Below are 21309 nucleotides of genomic sequence, written 5' to 3'. Positions count from 1 at the left end.
ATGTAGTACTTTTGTGATTGCTGCTGTTAATGTTGTTTTTCCGTGGTCTACGTGACCGATTGTACCAATATTTACATGTGGTTTAGTTCTTTCGTATTTTTCTCTTGCCATTTTTATCTTTCTCCTTAAAAATTTAATTATTAATTGTTTAAAATAGCTTATTTACATCAAGTCAATAATACTAAATATTGTTATTTATGTCAACGTTTATTATACAATATTTATTTTATGATATACCTTTTTACCCTTCTTTATTATCATTTCGTTATTGTTAAAATCTTCCATTGTTATGGCTTTGTTTACGTCTGTTACTTTTTCATCATTTACGCTGACTCCACCTTGTTTAATAAGTCTTCTTCCTTCGCTTTTTGAAGGGATTAATTTTGCTTTTAACATTATGTCAAGTAGGGTAGGTTCTTCACTTAATTCATCTTTTGTAATATCTGTTGAAGGCATGTTTTCACTGCTTACGCCTCCTTTGAAAAGTGCAGTTGCAGCTTCTTTTGCCTTGTCGGCTTCTTCTTTACCATGAACAAGTTCTGTTAATTCATATGCTAATATCTCTTTAGCTTTATTAAGTTCGCTTCCTTGCCATTTTTCCATTTCTTTGATTTGTTCAAGAGGAAGGAATGTAAGCATTTTTAAGCATTTGATAACATCTTCGTCCGCAACGTTTCTCCAGTACTGATAAAAATCAAATGGAGATGTTTTGTTTTTATCTAACCATACAGCACCTGATGCTGTTTTACCCATTTTCTTTCCTTCTGAGTTTAGAAGAAGAGTAATTGTCATTGCATAAGCATCTTTGCCAAGTTTTCTTCTGATAAGTTCGGTTCCGCCAAGCATGTTGCTCCATTGGTCGTCTCCGCCAAATTGCATATTACAGCCATAATCTTTGTATAGTCTGTAAAAATCATAGCTTTGCATTATCATGTAGTTAAATTCAAGGAAGCTTAAGCCTCTTTCCATTCTTTGTTTATAACATTCAAATGATAACATTCTGTTAACGCTGAAATGAGAACCTATATCTCTTATGAAATTTATATAGTTTAAGTCTCTTAACCAATCAGCATTATTTACCATTAATGCTTTACCGTCAGAAAAATCAATAAATCTGCTCATTTGTTGTTTGAATTTTTCGCAGTTTTCATTTATTGTTTCAACGCTCATCATTTGTCTTAAATCAGTTCTTCCTGATGGGTCGCCAATCATACCAGTACCGCCTCCTACAAGAGCGATAGGTTTGTTTCCTGCCATTTGAAGTCTTTTCATTAGGCAAAGAGCCATGAAGTGTCCTACATGAAGACTATCTGCTGTTGGGTCAAATCCTATATAAAAAGTGGCTTTTCCGTTATTAATAAGTTCTTTTATTTCTTCTTCATCGGTTACTTGGGCTATTAAACCTCTTTCAACCAGTTCTTCGTATAAAGTCATTTTCTTTTCTCCTTAATATGCTCTTGCAAAGTACGCAAGTTTATCTGCTTTTTTACCACAGCATACGCATTTATCACTTCCGATATCTTCTTGTTTGAAAGGTACACATCTTAGTGTTGCGCCTGTTTCTTCTTTGATTTTATCTTCACATTCTCTGCATCCACACCACATAGCTTTTACAAAACCAAGAGATTCACTTTGAACTTTTTTGAATTCGTCCATATCTTTTGCAACTTTTGTATGTTCTTCTCTGTGTTTTAAAGCTTTGTTAAATAGATTTTGTTGTATTTCTTCAAGAAGTTCTTTTACTTTTGTTTCTACTTCATCAAGAGAAACAGATATTTTTTCTGAAGTATCTCTTCTTGCAATTACACACTCACCGTTTTCAATATCTTTAGGTCCGATTTCAATTCTTACAGGAACACCTTTCATTTCCCATTGATTGAATTTCCAACCAGGTGAATATGAGTCATTATCATCAAGTGTTACTCTATAATCTTTCAATCTTTCTTTTAATTCGTTTGCTTTATCAAGTACGCCTTCTTTATGTTGTGCAATAGGAATGATAACAACTTGTGTTGGTGCAATTTTTGGTGGAAGTACTAATCCGTAATCATCACCATGAACCATTATTATTCCACCGATTAATCTTGTTGATACTCCCCAAGATGTTGAGTATGCGTATTGTTCTTTTTCTTCTTTATTTAAAAACTTAATCTCGAAAGCTTTAGCAAAGTGATCTCCAAGGTTGTGGCTTGTTCCGCTTTGAAGAGCTTGTCCGTCATGCATTAATGCTTCGATTGTGTATGTAGCATGAGCACCGGCAAATTTTTCTTTTTCAGATTTTTGACCTACAACAACAGGCATTGCAAGGTAATCTTCACAGATTTCTCTGTAAATATCAATCATTTTTAAAGTTTCTTCTTGTGCTTCTTCAAAAGTTGCGTGAACTGTATGACCTTCTTGCCATAAGAATTCGCTTGTTCTAAGGAATGGTCTTGTTGTTTTTTCCCATCTTACAACGTTTGCCCATTGGTTATATAGGAAAGGAAGTTGTCTATAAGATTTTAACCATTTTGCATACATACTACATATAATTGTTTCACTTGTAGGTCTAACGCATAATCTTTCTGCTAATTCGTTTTCTCCTCCGTGTGTTACCCATGCAACTTCAGGTGCGAATCCTTCAACGTGTTCTTTTTCTTTATTTAAAAAGCTTTCCGGGATAAGTAACGGGAAATACATATTTTGATGTCCTGTTTCTTTAAATCTTTTATCAAAAGCTTGTTGAATGTTTTCCCATAGTGCATAACCATAAGGACGAATAACCATAAATCCCTTTACGGGGGCATAGTCTACCATTTCCGTTTTAGTTATTACATCTGTGTACCAACGAGCGAAATCTTCACCCATTGGGGTTATAGCTTCTACTTTCTTTTTCTTACCCATTTTCTTTTTCTCCTACATTTTATAATTTTAATCAATTAAATATTATAGCATAAGTATTTATAAAATGCACCATAATTTACTTTTAAAAACCATGAAATAAACATTATTTCTTCTTTTAATGTTTTATATTTTAAAATTAATGAAGTGCATGTATGATAAGACATTTTACATTTGATATTTTTATATGTTTGATTATATTTGCATATTGGTCTTTACTTATTTATATGTTATTTAACCAAAAAGGAAAAGGAGAGGATTAATAATCCTCTCCTTTTAAAAATTGTTCTTTTGTTAATATTTTATCGTTATCTTTTTCGTTTTTTATATTATGATTTTTGTTATTTTTTATTATGACTTCTCTTACAGTATCGTCATTATTTACAATTACTTTTTTCTTTTCCATTTTTCTGTTCCTCTTTCTTTTTTTATGTCTTTTATTATGTACGTTTGATAAATTCAAATTCTCATCATTTTGAATATTATTCTCATTATTTAATTTTCTTCTTTTCATTTTTTCTACCTTGACTTGTTTTTCTTTACATAAGATTTTAAAAGAGAGAGAACTTTTTCAAATTGTTCCTGCTCTTTCTTTGGTAGTTTTTCCTTGTATTCGAGAATTACTCTTGCTTTTTCTTCGTTGCTTAAATTCGATAAATCTCCGTTTTCTTTTAAAAACTGTCTAAATTTCGGAGCGTATTCTTCTTCAAGTCTTTCTGCCTTTTCCATTACTCCTTTTCTGTTTGCTTCATCTTTTAACTTTTCAAAAGAACTTTCGTTGATATTTAGGCTGTTTGCCATATTTATCATCTTTGAAACATCTTTTTCTTTCAAGTTTTAAACCTCCTTTAATTTTAATTTTGAAATAACTTTAATTATTTCATCACACAATCTTATATAGCCGCGTACTATGAATTAGGAGCTTAAAAAAAGCACCTATTAAAATCTATTACTCGGAGGTAATTTATATGTGTAATTTTTTAGATGATTGTTCTTGTGAATGTTTATTAATGTTTTTCTTACTTTTGGTAGTTTTATTTAATGACTGTGAAATGTTCGGCGACGACCCTTGTTCATTACTATTCTTCTTCTTACTATTAATCGTTTTATTTACTGAATAATCAGCTGATAGATATCTTTATCCTATTAATATAAAGGAGGTACTTTCTTTTGAAAGGTAATTTTTTGGATTGTTTGTGTGAAGATGATAATTTAATAATTTTAATCATTCTTGCAATGCTATTTTTATGCGGTGATAATAATAATGATTGTGGCTGCGGGGGAGGTTTCCTAAGAGGCATATTTGATGGAAACAACATAATTCTTATTATTTTAGTATTATTTTTACTTTTCTGTGATGATGAGTGTTAAAAAAAGGGGCCTTGGCCCCTTTTAAAGGAGATTAAATATGGATAGCCCAAAAAACATATCATTTGGTGAAATTCTGGTTTTAATTTTGCTTTACTCTGCATTTGGGGGTGGAAACAATACATCTTACGTAAAAGCAAAATATGTAATTGAAAATTCCAGGGATAATGACAGTTCTATTCAAGCTACAAATAAATACCATAAAAACAAGCATTTATTTACAGATAATTTTAATATACATAATGTGCGAAAAAAGCTGAAATATGTTGATAATTACTTTTCTCATGCACAAAATATAAAAAATAAAACTTTAAGAATAAAAAAAGAGGGAAAACAAGGAACAAATAAATTTTTAATGGAAAGTTTAAAGCATTCTCTTGGAAGTGATTTTAATAAGATAGAATCAATGATAAATATGCTTCCTTTGCTTAGCAGTATGGGAGAATTAAAAAGTGTTTTTCTTCCTGAAAATATTGATAAAAATGAAAATGAAAAAATTAATGTTTTAGCTGAGCACAATAATAAAGAAAAAGATTTTAAAGGAAATAAAGATTTTGAAAATATTTTGGAGCTTGTTGATTTGCTTTCCTAAAGACATTGCCTGCAATGTCTTTTTTATATTTTACTTTACTATACTTTTCTTTACTTTACTTTGTTGAAAACTGCATGCAAATTTTAACATATTGCATGCAATTTCGGTAAAACTGCATGCAAAAAGGCTAAATTTGAAGTATTTAAAATTATCGGGAAAATGGATAAAAATTATTATATTGTCGTAAAATTGTTATTTTTTTAGATTTGCACCGAATATTCCTCCTACGGCACAAAGAAGGATAAATAAAGGTATTTTTAAAAGAAAATTAAAAAAGTTAAAATTACCTTGATTAAGAAAAATATTTAAAACAAGCATAATAAAAAGGAAAATTATACCGTTTAAAATACCGTATAGATAACCGTTTTTTGATACATTTTTTCCTGCGTAAAGACTTGAAATAAACAGCCCCAAATTAAGTAAAATATAAAGTCCCCCTGATTCCACACTTACGGGGAAATCAAAAAAATACATAAAAAGAGAAAATACAAAAACACTGATAACGCAGAATACACACCCTATCATTACTCCATTTAGAAGTTTTTTTATGTTGTTGTTTTTTGTCATGATTTTTAATCCTTTCGTATATTTTATATTAAATATTTATTATTTTATTTTTTAATTCATTACAATATTTGTTTATTATATGTTAAAATTTATTTATATTTTTTTAGGGGTTTTAGAATTGGAATATAAAATTTTTAAACAAAAAAGTTCAGAAAACATAAATTATGATTTTATAGAAAATTTAAAAGAACAATTTGATATATCTTATTTGAGTGCTCTCTTGCTTAACATGAAGGGGTTTACTACATTTGGAGAAGTTGAAACTTATCTAAATCCTAAAATTGAAGACTTGTATGATCCTTTTATGTTTAAGGATATGAAAGTATTCATGGAAAGATTAAAGAGAGTAATTTTAAATAATGAGAGTGTTGTTATATTTTCAGATTATGACTGTGATGGGGTAACTTCAAGCATAATACTTTATAAAATTTTGACTTTTATGAAAATTAACGTGCAAATAGTTATACCAAATAGGTTTACAAACGGTTATGGATTAAATACCGAAAGTATTGAAAAAATAATTTCAATTAAGCCTGATTTAGTTATTACAACTGATAACGGAATTACGTCTGTTAAAGAAGTTGAAATTTTAAAAAGTGAAGGTATTGATGTTGTTATTACCGACCACCATACTCCACCAAAAGAACTCCCAAAGGCTTATGGAATAATAAACCCTAAAGTTGAATCAGATAATTATCCTTTTAGTGAATTATGTGGGGCAGGGGTTGCTTTTAAAATAGCTCTTGGAATAAAAAAATATTTTGAGCTTGATTATGATATAAGTGAAATTCTTATTTTTGCAATGGTTGGAACAATAGTCGATATAGTTTCTTTAACAAGTGAAAATAGAATAATAGCATCTCTTGGATTAAAAGCACTAAGAAATACTAAAAATAAAGGGCTTGTATCTTTAATAAAAAAAGCTGATTTGAATATAGATAATATAAACTGTGGTAATGTAAGTTTTCAAATAGGTCCGAGAATAAATGCTGCCGGCAGACTTATTGATGCAAATCTTGCTTGCAAGCTTTTCTTAACGGATGATGACAACGAAGTAGATATACTATCTTCTAAATTATGTGAATTAAATAATGAACGAAAAGATATCGAAGAGGAAATATTTGCTAAAAGTGAAGAGTACATAGAAAAAAACGACCTTTTAAATAATTCCCTTATTTTATTTATTTTAGGTGAAGATTTCAATGAAGGGGTTATGGGTGTTGCTGCAAGTAAAATACAGGAAAAATATAACCGTCCTGTTGTGATTATGACAAAATCAGAAGAGGGAGTTATTAAAGCTTCATGTAGAAGTATAACAGGTTTTAATATATTTGATTGTTTGAATGAAAGCAGGGATTTATTTATAAAATTTGGCGGTCATTCTGCTGCTGCTGGATTTAGCATAAAAGATGAAAATCTTGAAATACTTATAAAAAAATCTAACAATTATGCAAAAGAAAAGAAAATAGAAAATCTATTTTATAAAAGAGTATATTATGATACAACGGCAATACCATCTAATTTGAATATTCCATCAGCTATGGAGCTTGAAAGGTTTGCTCCTTTTGGAATCGGTAACTCAAGAAGTGTGCTTTGCCTTAGAAATGTAGTAATTAATCATGCAAGGGCAATAGGTAAAAATTTTGACCACTTAAAATTAAGTATTTTATATAACGGGAATTATTATGATGCCATAGGTTTTTCTATGGGACACTATGTAAACGAGTATGATTTTACAAAGACCTTTGATATTGTGTTTAATTTATCTATAAATTCATATAAGGGAATAGAAAAACTTCAGTTTGAGCTTAAAGATATTGATTATCACGATATTAATTTAAGGGATTTTGACAAAGCTAATTATTATTACTTTATAAATAATCTTAAATTAAAAGAATATTTTTATCCATGTGAAAATGCTTTAGAGTATCCTTTTGAAACAGCTATCGAAGAATATAAAGATAAAGTGTTTGTAGTATATTCTAAAGATACATTTATCAGACTTAATAAATTTTTAAAGTATAAAAAATATGATTATAATATTTCTTATAATAAATTAAATAAGATAGAGGGAAAGATTAATATTTTGGTTTTACCTATAGAAAATATAGGTGAAGATGTTATAATACTTGATAGACCCGAGTTTAATGATTTTGACAATGATGTATTTGAAAATACTTCATATAAATATTTGAAAACATCAAGGAATTTAAAAAGTGTAAGAATTACAAGAGAATTTTTCTTATATTTGTATAAGAAATTTAAGATATTGATGTATACTACAAATGATATTTACGAGTTTATGGAAAATATTAGAAATGAAAGTGATGTTGAAATAAATTATTTTACAGTAAGACTTGCACTTGATATAATGAAAGAAATGAATATATTGAATTATTCTCTTAAAAATGATAAACTTAGTCTGTCGTTTAATAAGATAACAAAAAAATCAGACATAAATAATACTAATATAATGAAAAAATTAAATTTTAGATTGGGGACATATTAATGGATTTAAAGAGTAAAATTAGAGTAATTGAAGATTTTCCAAAGGAAGGAATAAGTTTTAAAGATATAACAACACTTATAAAAGATAAAGATGCTTTAAAAGAAACAATAGACAGACTTTGTGACTATATTCCAAGTGATGTAGATTTAATTGTAGGACCAGAATCAAGAGGTTTTATTTTCGGAACTGCTGTAGCTTATAAAATAGGTGCAGGTTTTGTTCCTGTAAGAAAGCCTGGTAAATTACCTGCTGAAACATTAAGTTATACTTATGACCTTGAATACGGCACTGATACAATCGAAATTCACAAAGATGCTATAAAAAAAGGTGATAAAGTTGTAATCATAGATGACCTTATTGCAACAGGTGGAACTTTAGAAGCGAGTGCAAAAGCTGTTGAAATGCTTGGGGGAGAAGTTGTTGCAATAGTTGCATTAATGGAACTTACAGGTTTAAATGCAAGAGATAAATTAAAAGCATACGATGTTCATACATTGGTTGAATATGAATTTTAAATAGGAAGTGAGTTTTATGGATTATTTTATGATGTCGCCACAGATTCTTAATTCAATATATCTATGTTGTGTGTATGTGGCTTTGGTTGGAATAATTATTTTTGCTTTACTTAAAATAAGAAGAATAAAAATAAATAAGGGTAAACCGAATTTAGATGAAAATATAGTTCAAAATAATAACCCTTCAATTTTAACCTTAAGTTCTAATAAGTTAAGTAAATCTTTAACTGTAAGATACTTTTCTATTTTTACTATATCAGGTTTCTTACTTGTATTTGGATTTATGGGAATGCAGACACTTAAAAATAACATCACAATGAAGCCAAGTTTTGTTATAAGTGTACTGCTTGGTTTTACAGGACTTGTTATTTTTGCTCTTGTTGAATATGCTGTTGATTTAATGGTTAAACATGATGCTATTTTCTCTGCAAATACGGTTGGTTTAGAAGCTTTGGTTTACAAAGATATAAAAGCCAAAAAAGGCGGTACGGGAAAAATAAGACTTTCAATAAATGATAAAGTTGTTGAATTTGATGCCGTAACAAATGCTGAAGTAACCTTGAGAAAAGGTGCAAAAGTAACTATAACAAATTCGCTAAGCGATACCAGTGTGGTAGTAGAATAAAAAAAACGCCTTTTTAGGCGTTTTATTTTTTTAATAAAGAAATATATTCATGTTCTTTTCTTTTTATTATTTTTGATATTTCTTTTATATATATATTTGTATCTTTTGTTGTATCAACTCTATATGTTTTATCTTCATTTTTTACATATACTTTTCCTGCCCCACCGGCGCCAAGAGCAATTACACTACTTTTATTTTTCATTGTTTTTATGTTGTATATACATTCTCTATCTTTTTTTGCAAATCCAACATTTTCTCCCATACATAAACTTTGCTTTTGTTTGTACAAATAGTATGGATTATATTTATTTTCTTCAAGCAAATCAAAGCATTTCTTTTGAATAGAATAAAAATTTTCATTTTCAAATTTTATATGTTTTAATTCGCTTGCTCTTTTAAGTGCAAGTGTATGTATTGTTATATTGTCTGCATTTAAATCTACAAGTGTTTTTACTTCATCAAAAAAGGATATAATATCTTCTTTGTTTAATCCCATGATTAAATCACAGTTAGTAATAAAGTCGTATTTTTTTATAAGTTCAAAAGATTTAAAGAATTCTTCTTTTTTTATTCCTCTGTTACATAAATTTAAAACATCTTCATTAAATGACTGCGGGTTTAGGCAAATTCTTTTTACGTTGTTTTCTTTTAATATTTTTAGCTTTTCTTCTCTTACGAGGTCTGCTCTTCCAAGTTCAAAAGTAAATTCAATATCTGTATTTATATATTTATTTATATTTTCCATTAACATTTTAAGATTATATTCGTTTAGTATTCCGGGAGTTCCTCCTCCTATATATATGGAATCTAGTTTGGTTTGTGTTTTATCTAAAATGTTGCTTATGGATTTTATTTCTTCTATTAAGCATTTTGTATAATCTGTTAGAATGCTGTTTTCTTCTTTTAATATTGTTGAAGGGAAAGAACAATAAGAGCATCTTTTAGGGCAGAAAGGAATATGGATATATAAACTTGCCAAATCATCGTTTATAAGTTCTTTTTGTGTTTGTTTTGTTTTAATTAATAGTTTTATTTTATCTTCCCTTACAAAATAGTATTTTTTTAGGATATGTATTATTTCTTCCTTTAATTTGTCTTTATACATATTTAAAATGTTAATGGGTTTTACTCCTGTTAAAACTCCGTAAGGGAATGATTTTTTTGTTTCTTCTTTTAAGACTTTATAAACGAGTCTTTTGGTGGTATTTTTTTCAGATATTTTAATTTCTTCTTTATAGATATTGTTTTTATACTCTAAATAAACAAAACTACCCTTTGAGTATAATTTCATATAGATATTCTTATACTCTTCAGGGTAAAACATTTGTAATATTTCACGAACGTGAATTTCTTTTATGTTATTGTCTGTTGTTATATTCATTTATGCTCTGAAAAATCCGTTTAGTTTCTTTTCGTCTTCTATTGTTGTAGGTTCTCCATGTCCTGATAGAAGAGTGTAATTTTTATCAAGAGTATAAATTTTATTTCTAATTGAACTTTCAAGTTCAGTAATGCTTCCACCATATAAATCTGTTCTTCCGATTGAGCGGTAGAATAAAGTATCTCCACAGAAAATTACGTTTTCGTCATCTATTTTATAACAAACCCCGCCTTTAGAATGTCCCGGAGTAAAAATAACTTCGATTGTGCTTCCTTCAAAGTCTATTTTTTCTTTGTCAAAAACAAATTCATCTGCATCTTTTATTGTGATATTCATTCCCATCATAAGAGCTGAACCGTTTTTATTTGGGTTAGAAAGCATTTCGCTGTCATTTTCATGAATATATACTTTGGCACCCGTTGCCTCTCTTACCATATCAACTCCTGCAATGTGGTCAAAATGCCCGTGTGTTAAAAGTATTTTTTCAATGTTTAAGTTCTCTTTTTTTATATAATCAATAAGTCTTGTATCGTTATGTCCGGGGTCTATTATGATTGATTTATCATTTTTTGTTACAATATAACAATTTGTTCCTACAGGGCCTAATTGAAAAGCTCTAATATCCATTTTATTTTTTCCTTTCTTCAAGTTTACATAGAATACAGCTCCCTTTTGTAAGAAAGCTTTCTTTTTTATAATATTTTACCATATCAGGGTCCAGTTCTTGTAAAATTGCCATATGTTTTTTACAAAGAGTTTTTCCGTAGTTTTCAAGATATCCTTTAGGAATATCTGTTTCGTATAATAAAGGTTCTCTTTGAATGTCTTCTTCACATATTACAATCATATAAGCTTGATCTTCATCGCTGTAATCTGTAACAAATTTAAAAGATATGTTGTTTTTTGTAAAATATTCGACCAAATAAGTTTGAATTGCATCATCTGTCATTTCGCTTACTATTACTTTTTTTATTGGTAATGTATTATTTATTTTTTCTATAAAATAAGTAACAGATTTTGTATCGGCTATATCACCCTTGAAATAACAATATATCTCGTCTTCAAATACTCCAAGAATTCTTTTTGTTTTACAGATATTATCTATCATTAAATCGTTTTGTAAAAATTCATGAACGTCTAATCTTTCTTCACCCATAATAGTTACTCCTTGTTGTTAGTATCGTATATAATGGTAACGGGTCCGTCGTTATTTATTTCTACAAGCATATCCTCCCCGAATTCGCCTTTTTTTACTTCAATACCTTCTTCTTTTATTCCATTCATAAAATATTCATAAAGTTCATTTGCTTTTTTAGGTTCCATTGCTTTTGTAAAGCTTGGTCTGTTTCCTTTTCTTGTGCTTGCGGCAAGAGTAAACTGAGATATAACAAGCATACTTCCGTTTACTTCTTTTATTGATAAATTCATTTTACCTTGATTATCTTCAAATATCCTTAAATTTGATATTTTTTTTATTAAATAATCAGCATCTTCAAATGTATCATTTTCTTCTGCACAAAATAAAACATTAAAACCTATTCCAATTTCGGAAATAACTTTGTTATTAACGCTTACTTTTGAATTTTTTACTCTTTGAACAACAGCTTTCATAAATTTTTACCTCTAAGATATAAAATTCTTCAAATTTTAACAACGAGTTATTATACCATTTAAGAATATGAAAGTCCACAAAATAAAATTTATTTAATTTTAATTTTATTTTACGCTTTTAAGGAATTATACTATAAAATCTTTGTAAAACATATAGTTTAAACACACTTTAATAAAAGCATAATGCTTGAAAGAAGCCTTGTTTTTTGGTATAGTTATCACAAGTGAGGATTTTTATGAAAAACATTATTTTAGCTTCAAAATCACCGAGAAGAAAAGAAATTTTAAGTATGCTAAACTTTCCTTTTGATGTTATTGTTTCTGATTGCGATGAAGAATTTGATTCACTATTATCCATTGAAGAGAATATAAAAAACGTTGCATATCAAAAGGCTTTAAGCGTATTTAAAAATCATAATGACAGCATTGTAATAGGTGCGGATACGGTGGTCTATTTAGATAACGAAATACTTTTAAAACCAAAAGATAAAGATGATGCAAGAAATATGTTAAAAAAACTCTCAGGTAAGTCTCATTATGTTATAAGCGGTCTTTGTGTTATGAATAAAGACAAAGTTGTAAAGACTTTTACAAAGACAGTTGTTACATTTAAAACAATGACAAATGAAGAAATAGAAGAATACATAAATACGTCTGAACCGTACGATAAAGCCGGAGGGTATGCCGTACAAGGACTTGCAAGCAAGTTTATCAAAGAAATAAACTGTGATTACTTTAATGTTGTTGGGCTAAGCATAAGTACACTTTATGATATATTAAAAGAGTTTTAAGATATGAAAGATGATAAAAATATTATTAATGAAATAGAAGAAAAAATGAATAGAGAAGGAGTTGTCAGTTTAAGTGATGAACAGCTTTTATCTTTATTAATAAGGAAAGGTGATTCAACCAAAAGTGTGATTGAGTTATCGAAAAATATAATAAGAAGATACGGTAGATCCTTAAGCGATTTAGTGGGGATAACCAAAGAAGAATTGATTAAAGATAATCCTGGGATGACAGATTTAAAAGCAACAACTCTTTTATGTTCCATTGAAATGGGCGCAAGAACTTATTTAAAAAAAGAAAAAGCCAAATATATTTTTTGTACCCAAGATGTTTTAGATTTGTTAAGTTATGAGATGTCATTTTTAAACGAAGAACATTTTAAGGTAATTCTTCTTAATACAAAGAATATGATTATAGATAGTATTTTAATTTCTGTGGGAACGATAAATACATCTTTGGTTCATGTAAGAGAAGTATTTAAAAATGCAATAAAAAAGAATGCAAATTCTATTATACTTGTACATAATCATCCAAGCGGGAATTCTATGCCATCAAATGAAGATAAAGTTTTGACAAAAAGGCTTTGTGAGGCAGGAGAGCTTCTTGGAATAAAGGTTTTAGACCATGTAATAATAGGTAAAGATAATTACTTTTCCTTTATGGAAGAAAATATGATATAATAATATATTATTTATTCTAAGGTTGGAGTAAGATATGAACGAAGATTTTGTAAGTGTAATTATTCCCGCAGCAGGCAGAGGAACCAGAATGGGGAAAAGTATCAATAAACAATATATTTCACTTGATAATAAAGCCATACTTACCCATACAATAATGGCTTTTGATAATTGTCCATATATTGATGAAATTCTTGTTGTTGTTGCCGCAAATGAGGAAAAATTATTTAAAAATACAGTTTTAAAAGAATATAAAATAAAGAAACCATATAAAATCGTTGTTGGAGGAAGTACAAGGCAAGCTTCTGTATACAATGCAGTAAAAAAAGTAGATAAAAAATGTACTATTATTTCTGTACATGATGGAGCAAGACCTCTTATATCAAACAAAGAAATAATTAACACTGTTTTAGGTGCAAAAAAATTTGGAGGCTGTGTACTAGGGGTACCTGTAAAAGAAACGGTAAAACAAGCTGATGAAAAGGGTTTTGTTTCTGCAACAGTAGAAAGAAGTACACTTTATAATATAAGAACACCACAGGTTTTTAAAGCTGATATTTTAAAAGCAGCTTTTGAAAATGCTGAAGAAAAAGGAATACTGGGAACTGATGATTCATACTTGGTAGAACAATATGGCTTGAAAGTAAAGATAATCAAAGGTTCTTATAATAATATAAAAATAACAACACCGGAAGATTTAATCTATGCTCAAGAGATTTTATCCAGCAGAAAATAGGGGGTAAAGATGAATATAAACAACCAAAAAATTGTTGAGTTATTTTATAAGATGTTAAAGGTTAGAGTTTTTGAAGAAAAACTTGCCGATTTATATGAACAAGGAAAAATACATACGAATTTATATTTATCCATAGGGCAAGAAGCCGTAAGCGCAGGAGCTATGGCAGCAATAAACGGAAAAGATAAAGTTTTTACTTCTCACAGAAACTTTGCTGCTTCAATATGTCTTGAAATGGATATAGAAAAAATGTTTAGAGAGATAATGGGAGTTGACGGAGGATATACTGATGGTATAGCAGGTCCCGGATATTTTGCAGATACAGAGTCTGATATTTATGGAGCTTCTGCTCTTCCTGCAGGAAATGTTTCTGTTGCAACTGGTGTTGCAATGGGAGAAAAAATACACCATACAAATAATATTGTAGTATCTTTTATAGGAGATGGCGCAGTAAATGAAGGTGTATTTTCTGAAAGTGTAAATATGGCTTCAATGTTCAAACTTCCTATTATTTATCTTGTTGAAAATAATGCTTATGCAAAAGGACAAAGTTTTGCAAAAACATCAACAGTAAAAGATATTGCATCTCGTGGCAGTAGTTTTTCAATTCCGGGAATTATTGTTGACGGAAATAATGTTCTTGATATGTATGAAGCAATGCTTACAGCGGCAAGTTATGTAAGAGGAGGGAAAGGACCTATTATCCTCGAAGCTAAAACTTATCGCTTCAGTGGTCACCATTTGGCAGATAAAGCTTTATACAGAAGTTCAAAAGAACTTAGAGCTTGGTTTGAAAAATGTCCTATAAAGCAGTTAAGTAATTATATGCTTAACAATATGGTAGGCGTTGACGATGATCTTCAAATGATGAAAGACAGCATTTCCAATGAAATGGATAGTATCATAAATAAAATATTAAGCGAAAAAGAAATTAAAAAAGAAGAAATAAAAGAAAAAGAAGAAGAAAAAATATCAAAGAAAACTCAAATTGAAGAGGAACTAAAAGCTTTACTAGAACAAAAGGAATTTTTAAAACAAGCCGATACGTCTGTTATGATAGAAGAACCAAAACTTAAATCTTCAATTCAATTTGATGATGAAGAGTTATTTGGTGATGAAGAAGAAATAAGAGCAAATGATAAAGTGTTTGAAGAAATAAGACAGCTTAAAAATATTTTCCCTGAAAGAGATGATTCTCCTAAAGAAGAAATTAAGGTTGAAGATATATTAAAAAATGGACATACTCATACTTTAATATCAAATACTGATGGTTTTGCAGATGTTGATTTTAGAGACAGCTTAAAGAAAAAAGCTGAGAAAAATGCAAAATACGAAGAGGAAGATATTGTAACAGAAGAAGAGAAAAAATATATTGCTGACGCCGAAACTGTTCTTGATAATATATTTAAAGAAATAGACGAAGAAGAAAAAAAATATCAAGATGAAAACAGTGCAGGACAAGATGATGAACTTTATAATATTGTAGATGGATATGAAGATGAGGATATCCAATATGTAAATTCTTCTTATGATGATAGTGAAGATTATGAAAGCCTTAGAACGCAACATGAAAGCAATTATAATGAAGAGGTAATAGAAAATAAACAAGAAGAACCTTTTGATGAGGAAAAAGCTTTGCTTGAATATAATGTTGACGATGAAATAATCAATGAATACATGAGAAGAGTAAATGACAGTATAAATCAAAAAGAAGAAATTCCATCCAAACCTTTTAGTATGCCTGATAATAGTGATGATAACATAATAGATATAAGTGACGGAGACAGTTCAAATAATATCTCCAAACTTCATAACATGCTTAAAATAGATACAGATGATGACTCTGAATTTGATTTCTTTGGGGAGGATAAATAATGATAGAATTAACTTTTAAACAAGCTATAAAAAATACTCTTCTTTACGAATTAAGAACAAACAGAAATAGTGTTTTTGTATCTCAGGATATTGGTGTTTTTGGGGGAGAATACAAAGTTAGTAAGGGATTTGATGTTCAAATTCCGGAAGAAAGAATTATAGAAGTTCCGGTAAGTGAAAATGCTTATATAGGTTCAAGTGTTGGACTTAGTTTAAATGGATTTAATGTAATAACAGAAGTTCCGGGATGTAAATTTTTACTTAGATCTCTTGATCCAATCGTAAATTATGCATCAAAACTTCCTGCAATGGGAACTAATATACCGGGAAGTCTTCTTATAAGATGTCCTATTGGTTATAGCGGTTATACGGGTATACAAGATAATGAATCTATTGAGTCTGTTCTTTCATATTTTCCTGGAATAAAAGTTCTTTATCCTTCAAATCCAAAAGATGCTATTGGAATGCTTAGAAGTGCTTTTATGGAACACGAACCTGTAATATTTTTTGAAAATAAAAATCTATATGATACAAAAGGTGAAATAAGCGAAACCAAAGAAGAAAAAATTCCTTTGGGTAAAGCTAATATTACAAGAGAAGGAACAGATATAACAGTTATTACTTACGGCAGTATGGTAAAGGAAGCAATGAAAGCAAGTGACGTTGCGTATATGAGTAATGTAAAAGTTGAAGTGATTGACTTAAGAACAATAAAACCTATCGATTTTGATACAATTATAAAATCTGTTAAAAAGACCGGTAGGGTGATTATTATATCTGAAAGTTATAAGAGCTGTTCTGTTGGAAGTGAAATTGCAGCAACTCTTGCAGAAGGAGAAGCTTTTGATTATTTAGAAGCTCCAATAGTAAGAATGTGCAGTGATGATAAATTCCTTCCTTTTAATCCACAGAAAGCAAAAGAAATTCTCCCAAGTTCAGGAAAATTATTAGAAAAAATAATGCAATTGGTTGAATACTAATTCAGAAAGGGGTATACATATGACAAACTTAGGAAATTCAAAACAAAAAGCAAGTCCCGCAACAAGAAAGTTAGCTAAAGCTTTGGGAATTGATTTATCAGATATCGAAGGAAGCGGCGAAAACGGACGTATTGAAGCTAGTGATATTGAAAAATATTTAAGAGATAAAAAGAAAGTTGATAATGAAATATCTGATGATGTTTTTGTAAAAAAAATGAATGAAGATGATGAGTTTAAGATTTTGGAACAAAGAATAAATATGATAAATAGTGAAGAAGATATAGATAACTTTGATGAAGAATCGAACGCTATATATACAAATACAAATACACAAAAACCTTCAAAAGAAATAGACAATGCAGATTCTGATATAATTCAATTTATGATAAAACATCAAAATGATATTTATGATGATGAGGGAGAAGCTCCAAAAGATATAATTGTAAATTACGATCAAAATTCAAATACTATAACAAGTGAATATACAACACCTGAAGAAACAAGAGAAGAAAGAGAAGAAAAAAGCGATAGTATTGAAAAGATGAACAGAGACGAACAAGCTCAGTATTCTCCAATAATTGAAGAAGTTGTTTCTAAAGAATTTGATGAGGAAGGTAAAGAAATTCCTGTTGTTCCTGTTGAAAATAATGTAGTTCATCAAGTTGTTGTTCCTTTTGAAGAAGATCCTGATGATTATCCTGATACTGAAAGAGAAATAAATGAAAGTTTTGGAAGAAGAGTAATAATAACATTAAATGATGACACAAGCAGTTCTGTTGTAATTAATAAAGAACCTGTAGATGTTGAAGAAGAAGATACAAAACAAAATCAAGTTGTAATTGAAACTCATACACATAATTCTGTAAGTATGGGAATAAAAGCACATTTGAATTTAGTAAAAGAAATGTTAGCTTCTTACTCTGATTTAAGTGAAAGAAAAGTTTTTAATACAATAGTAAAATCTATCGTATTTTCTCTTGATAAAGTAAAAATAGATTCTTTTACAGGAAAAATAAAAATTTGTAAATTCCATAATAATGAACTTACAGAAAAGAAAATTGAAGGTGTAAATGAACTTACTGTAAGCCAAATGGATAAAAATATGGTAGATATTGAAGATGGAGAAGATATTGATTATATTATTACAGACATAACTCCGTTAAATATTGACTATTATTATCCAAAAGCTTTTGAACAAAAGGTTGATATAACAGTTTTAATCAAAGAAGATTATGTAAAAGTATATATCAATGCTTGTGAAGATTTAATGAGTAGCATACAATGTGCAAATGTTTTATCAACAATTAAATCGGTTATTAATAATCCAAGTTTAATGCTTGTATAAAAGACACTTTTTAGTGTCTTTTTTTATTTCAAATTTATTGTATTTTTGTAAATTTACTTAATATATGATATACTTAAATGAATCTAAGGAGGAAGTATGGATAAATTTGAATTAATTGTACTTTGTGCTTTATTATCAATATTTTTAATTGTAATATTATATTTCGTTTTTAGAATGTTATTTACAAAAATAAAAATGTTTTTTTATAATTTAAAATTAAAAAAATTTAATTTACTTTTAAATAAAATTTCTAAAGACTTGAAAGTAGGTCAATATCCAAAAGTTGAAGATATTGACGAATTAAAAAATATTCTTCAAAAAGACAATAGGATTAAAGAAAAATATTATTTTGCTGTAAAAGAACTTATTGAAGAAAATATAAACGATAAAATTTTACAAAAATTTATAGAGGAAATAAATTCTTGTATAGTAACAAGTGAAGACATTTCTTTTGAATATTCTTATTCAAAAGATTTGGAAGTATTTATTGTGAAAACTAATTCTTTTTGGAGAGAAAATAAAAAAGTGGATGAGTTTCTACTAAAATGCCTTCATTCTTCTTCAAAGAAAATCAGACTTCAAGCAATGAATGCAATAGCCAATAGGGGAAATATTGCAAGTTTTACAAAAGCATTCGTTGTTGCTTGTGAAAGACTTTCTGATTTTACTCAAATGGAAATATATGATGCTTTGGATAAATTTAAGGATAAAAAAATGTTACGCAGTGTACTTGTTAAATTAAGAGAAGAAAGTGAAAATATCAGACTTAAGTATATTGTAAAAGAATATTTGGCATAACGGGAGTAATTATGAGTATATTATATGTTATTTTTATTATTTTTATTGTTTATACGATAATGTATGGAATGGTTTCATTATTTAGTGCTATTGTTCCGTCTATTATGGTATTTAACAATTTAATGAAAAATAAGAAAAAATATTTAGAAGTTGAAAAAGAAGGGAAAAAAATAACATTAATATTAAATGAAGAAAAAAATATTAATGAATTTATTTTAAAAATAAATAATTTAACAAAACTTGATTATGAAAATTATGATATTTTTATCGTTGTTTCAAGTAATAATATTTTCTTATCAAAAAAAATTATATCAACATTTAAACTTCAAAAAGAAAATAAATCTTTTATTTACAATATAAATAAAGAAGAGATAATATCTATTTACTCTAATGGGAAAATTAACCTTTTAATTAAGGAAAAAAGCAGTAAATGGAATAATATAAATGCTGTTATAGATAATATAAACAGTGATTTATTTATGTTTTTGGAAGAAAATATTGATATAGAAAGAACCTCTTTAAGTAAACTTGCAAGGGAATTTATGCTTTTTGACGACAATCTATTTTCTATGGGAATAATAAAAAGCAGAGTTTATGCTTCTGAAGAAAATCTAAGTTTCAAAGGTATAAAAACACATAACTTTTTACTTGGAAGTGTTATTATAAAGAGCATAAAGAATAAATTATTTCTAAAGACTTTTAATGAAGAATTTTGCAGTGGTTTTGAAAGCGGTAATAACTTTACTTTATATAATAAAAACAAAGTTAAAGATGTTGGAGGATTTTCTGATAATTGTATAAATCCAAATAACGACTTAAAGAATCGTTTGACTAAGAAGTTTGGCGATAGATATAATATAGACTATGAAGCTCTTGCATTTAAACAAGAAGAAGATTTTAAGCCTTATTTATTTAATGAAATGTATTCAACTTATATTAATGCAAAAAACCAAAATGCAATAAATTCATTTATGGGGCTTAGTAAATTTTATGAATTTTTATCGTCGGTTTTAAATCCTATTTTGGAACTTCCGATAATAATATTCTCTCTTGTTTTGGCGTTTTTAAAGGTTATAAGCATAAAAGAATTTTTATTATTTATCCTTTTATATATAGCTTTTGATATATTAAAAAATATACTTCTTGTTATTACAGATAAAATATCAATAGGCAAGAATTATAATTTTGTTGAAACATTAGAACTTATTGGTTTTTGTATTGTTTATGATTTTGGTTTAAGGCAATACTATAATTTACATAAGCTTTCTGTAAGATTCCATAAAGATGAAAAAATAGAAGAGTATTATAAAGAAAATGAGATATTTGGTCATATTGATGATAAATCTCCTATTGTAAACGAAAAATTACAAAATAAAGTAGATAGCATTGTTGTTTTGAGTGAGAAAGGTGAAGAAAAAGTATTAAAAAAAGTTATCCCTTTAAAACAAGAAACAATAGAAGAGAATGAATTTGATATTCCTATGTATGATGAAAATGAACATAGTAAAGAAGATATGATGCATACAGGAGATTTGGAAAATATTATTGATGAAATAAACAGTTTTCAAGTTGATGATAATATCATAAATACTAAGAACAATGAAGATAGTTCTTCTGAAATATATGAAGAAAATGATGAGTTGCTTGATAGTGAAGAAATATCTTATATTGAAGAAAATAATGATATAAAATCAAATATACAAAAAGAAGAAAAAGAAAAATTAAATGAATATGTAAAAAAAGAAAAAACAGAAAGTTCAAGTAAAAATAGCGACCTACAAAAAATAATAAAGCAAGTTGAGCAAACTTACAGTAAAATTGAAGCATTGGAAAAGGCTGTTAATAAAGAGTTAAGTGATATTGAAAAAAGAAGCGGACATAAAGATATAAATAAAGAGATAGATGAATTAAAACTTGAAATAGAAAAGCAAGAAAAAAATATAAAAACTTATAATGAACAATCTGTCAAAGAAGAAATTGCTTCAACATCTCTTGATGAAATGAGTGAAGAAGAAATAAAAAAAGAATTTGAGAATATTACAATATAAAACTACCATAAAA

24 protein-coding genes are annotated in these 21309 nt (G+C 28.0%); 14 read left to right on the top strand and 10 right to left on the bottom strand.

The window, feature by feature from the left end; all coding sequences use genetic code 11:
• From M6G78_RS07530 to M6G78_RS07510, 5 genes are all read right to left on the bottom strand, one after another.
• Positions 1–111, bottom strand: a 111-nt coding sequence (locus tag M6G78_RS07530; protein WP_253230043.1) for a GTP-binding protein, incomplete at its 3' end; no start/stop codon positions are given.
• Between the two features lie 99 nt (positions 112–210).
• Positions 211–1434, bottom strand: coding sequence for a tyrosine--tRNA ligase (gene tyrS / locus M6G78_RS07525; protein ID WP_253230042.1), 1224 nt, complete (start codon positions 1432–1434; stop codon positions 211–213).
• Between the two features lie 12 nt (positions 1435–1446).
• Positions 1447–2883, bottom strand: a complete 1437-nt coding sequence (proS, locus tag M6G78_RS07520; protein WP_138269681.1) for a proline--tRNA ligase — start codon at positions 2881–2883, stop codon at positions 1447–1449.
• Positions 2884–3139: 256 nt separating this feature from the next.
• Positions 3140–3394 (bottom strand): hypothetical protein, encoded by a 255-nt coding sequence (locus tag M6G78_RS07515; protein ID WP_138269682.1) that lies wholly within the window; start codon positions 3392–3394, stop codon positions 3140–3142.
• A gap of 5 nt (positions 3395–3399) precedes the next feature.
• The gene (locus M6G78_RS07510; protein ID WP_138269683.1) at positions 3400–3714 is read right to left on the bottom strand and encodes a hypothetical protein; all 315 of its coding nucleotides are present in this window, start codon (positions 3712–3714) and stop codon (positions 3400–3402) included.
• Between the two features lie 134 nt (positions 3715–3848).
• Between M6G78_RS07510 and M6G78_RS07505 the strand changes: the two genes are divergently transcribed.
• The 3 genes from M6G78_RS07505 to M6G78_RS07495 are packed head-to-tail and all read left to right on the top strand — an operon-like array spanning position 3849 to position 4840.
• The gene (locus tag M6G78_RS07505) at positions 3849–4001 is read left to right on the top strand and encodes a hypothetical protein (protein ID WP_171020677.1); all 153 of its coding nucleotides are present in this window, start codon (positions 3849–3851) and stop codon (positions 3999–4001) included.
• 49 nt (positions 4002–4050) lie between these two features.
• Entirely contained in the window at positions 4051–4251 is a 201-nt protein-coding gene (locus M6G78_RS07500; protein WP_138269684.1) for a hypothetical protein, read from the top strand.
• A gap of 37 nt (positions 4252–4288) precedes the next feature.
• Positions 4289–4840, top strand: a complete 552-nt coding sequence (locus tag M6G78_RS07495; protein ID WP_138269685.1) for a hypothetical protein — start codon at positions 4289–4291, stop codon at positions 4838–4840.
• Positions 4841–5032: 192 nt separating this feature from the next.
• On the opposite strand, the gene M6G78_RS07490 is transcribed toward M6G78_RS07495, so the two are convergent.
• Positions 5033–5407, bottom strand: coding sequence for a TIGR04086 family membrane protein (locus M6G78_RS07490; RefSeq protein ID WP_138269686.1), 375 nt, complete (start codon positions 5405–5407; stop codon positions 5033–5035).
• Positions 5408–5525: 118 nt separating this feature from the next.
• Between M6G78_RS07490 and recJ the strand changes: the two genes are divergently transcribed.
• Genes recJ through M6G78_RS07475 form a run of 3 tightly spaced genes read left to right on the top strand, consistent with a single transcriptional unit; the run spans position 5526 to position 9056 of the window.
• Positions 5526–7916, top strand: coding sequence for a single-stranded-DNA-specific exonuclease RecJ (gene recJ / locus M6G78_RS07485; RefSeq protein WP_253230041.1), 2391 nt, complete (start codon positions 5526–5528; stop codon positions 7914–7916).
• On the top strand, positions 7916–8431 hold the full coding sequence (locus M6G78_RS07480; protein WP_138269603.1) for an adenine phosphoribosyltransferase: 516 nt from the start codon (positions 7916–7918) through the stop codon (positions 8429–8431). Before recJ ends, M6G78_RS07480 begins: the two co-directional genes overlap by 1 nt.
• A 16-nt stretch (positions 8432–8447) precedes the next feature.
• Positions 8448–9056 carry a hypothetical protein gene (locus M6G78_RS07475; protein WP_138269604.1) on the top strand — a complete coding sequence of 203 codons (609 nt, stop codon included), beginning with the start codon at positions 8448–8450 and terminating at the stop codon, positions 9054–9056.
• 22 nt (positions 9057–9078) lie between these two features.
• Here M6G78_RS07475 and hemZ read toward each other — a convergent pair whose 3' ends face one another.
• From hemZ to dtd, 4 genes are read right to left on the bottom strand one after another with little or no spacing between them, the layout of a single operon-like run.
• Entirely contained in the window at positions 9079–10437 is a 1359-nt protein-coding gene (gene hemZ / locus M6G78_RS07470; RefSeq protein WP_253230040.1) for a coproporphyrinogen dehydrogenase HemZ, read from the bottom strand.
• Positions 10438–11064: an MBL fold metallo-hydrolase gene (locus M6G78_RS07465; protein ID WP_253230039.1), complete on the bottom strand. Its 627-nt coding sequence runs from the start codon at positions 11062–11064 to the stop codon at positions 10438–10440.
• A gap of 1 nt (position 11065) precedes the next feature.
• Positions 11066–11593 (bottom strand): hypothetical protein, encoded by a 528-nt coding sequence (locus M6G78_RS07460; protein ID WP_138269607.1) that lies wholly within the window; start codon positions 11591–11593, stop codon positions 11066–11068.
• Between the two features lie 5 nt (positions 11594–11598).
• The gene (dtd, locus tag M6G78_RS07455; RefSeq protein WP_253230038.1) at positions 11599–12048 is read right to left on the bottom strand and encodes a D-aminoacyl-tRNA deacylase; all 450 of its coding nucleotides are present in this window, start codon (positions 12046–12048) and stop codon (positions 11599–11601) included.
• Between the two features lie 236 nt (positions 12049–12284).
• On the opposite strand from dtd, the gene M6G78_RS07450 reads away from it, so the two are divergent.
• From M6G78_RS07450 to M6G78_RS07415, 8 genes are all read left to right on the top strand, one after another.
• Positions 12285–12839 (top strand): nucleoside triphosphate pyrophosphatase, encoded by a 555-nt coding sequence (locus M6G78_RS07450; protein WP_253230037.1) that lies wholly within the window; start codon positions 12285–12287, stop codon positions 12837–12839.
• A gap of 3 nt (positions 12840–12842) precedes the next feature.
• Positions 12843–13517, top strand: a complete 675-nt coding sequence (gene radC, locus M6G78_RS07445; RefSeq protein WP_253230036.1) for a DNA repair protein RadC — start codon at positions 12843–12845, stop codon at positions 13515–13517.
• Between the two features lie 34 nt (positions 13518–13551).
• Positions 13552–14250, top strand: a complete 699-nt coding sequence (ispD, locus tag M6G78_RS07440) for a 2-C-methyl-D-erythritol 4-phosphate cytidylyltransferase (RefSeq protein ID WP_138269611.1) — start codon at positions 13552–13554, stop codon at positions 14248–14250.
• Between the two features lie 9 nt (positions 14251–14259).
• The gene (locus M6G78_RS07435) at positions 14260–16125 is read left to right on the top strand and encodes a thiamine pyrophosphate-dependent dehydrogenase E1 component subunit alpha (protein WP_253230035.1); all 1866 of its coding nucleotides are present in this window, start codon (positions 14260–14262) and stop codon (positions 16123–16125) included.
• Complete coding sequence (locus tag M6G78_RS07430; RefSeq protein ID WP_253230034.1) at positions 16125–17105, top strand: alpha-ketoacid dehydrogenase subunit beta; 981 nt, start codon at positions 16125–16127, stop codon at positions 17103–17105. Before M6G78_RS07435 ends, M6G78_RS07430 begins: the two co-directional genes overlap by 1 nt.
• Before the next feature lie 19 nt (positions 17106–17124).
• Positions 17125–18450: an E3 binding domain-containing protein gene (locus M6G78_RS07425; RefSeq protein ID WP_253230033.1), complete on the top strand. Its 1326-nt coding sequence runs from the start codon at positions 17125–17127 to the stop codon at positions 18448–18450.
• 96 nt (positions 18451–18546) lie between these two features.
• A complete protein-coding gene (locus M6G78_RS07420; RefSeq protein ID WP_138269757.1) occupies positions 18547–19248 on the top strand; it encodes a hypothetical protein in 702 nt (233 codons plus the stop codon).
• An 11-nt stretch (positions 19249–19259) separates the two neighbouring features.
• Positions 19260–21296 (top strand): hypothetical protein, encoded by a 2037-nt coding sequence (locus tag M6G78_RS07415; protein ID WP_253230032.1) that lies wholly within the window; start codon positions 19260–19262, stop codon positions 21294–21296.
• Positions 21297–21309: the final 13 nt, after the last annotated feature.

It is taken from the genome of Anaerofustis sp. NSJ-163 (genome assembly GCF_024135845.1).
GTDB lineage: Bacteria > Bacillota > Clostridia > Eubacteriales > Anaerofustaceae > Anaerofustis > Anaerofustis butyriciformans.
This window is presented reverse-complemented; position numbering and strand designations above follow the sequence as displayed.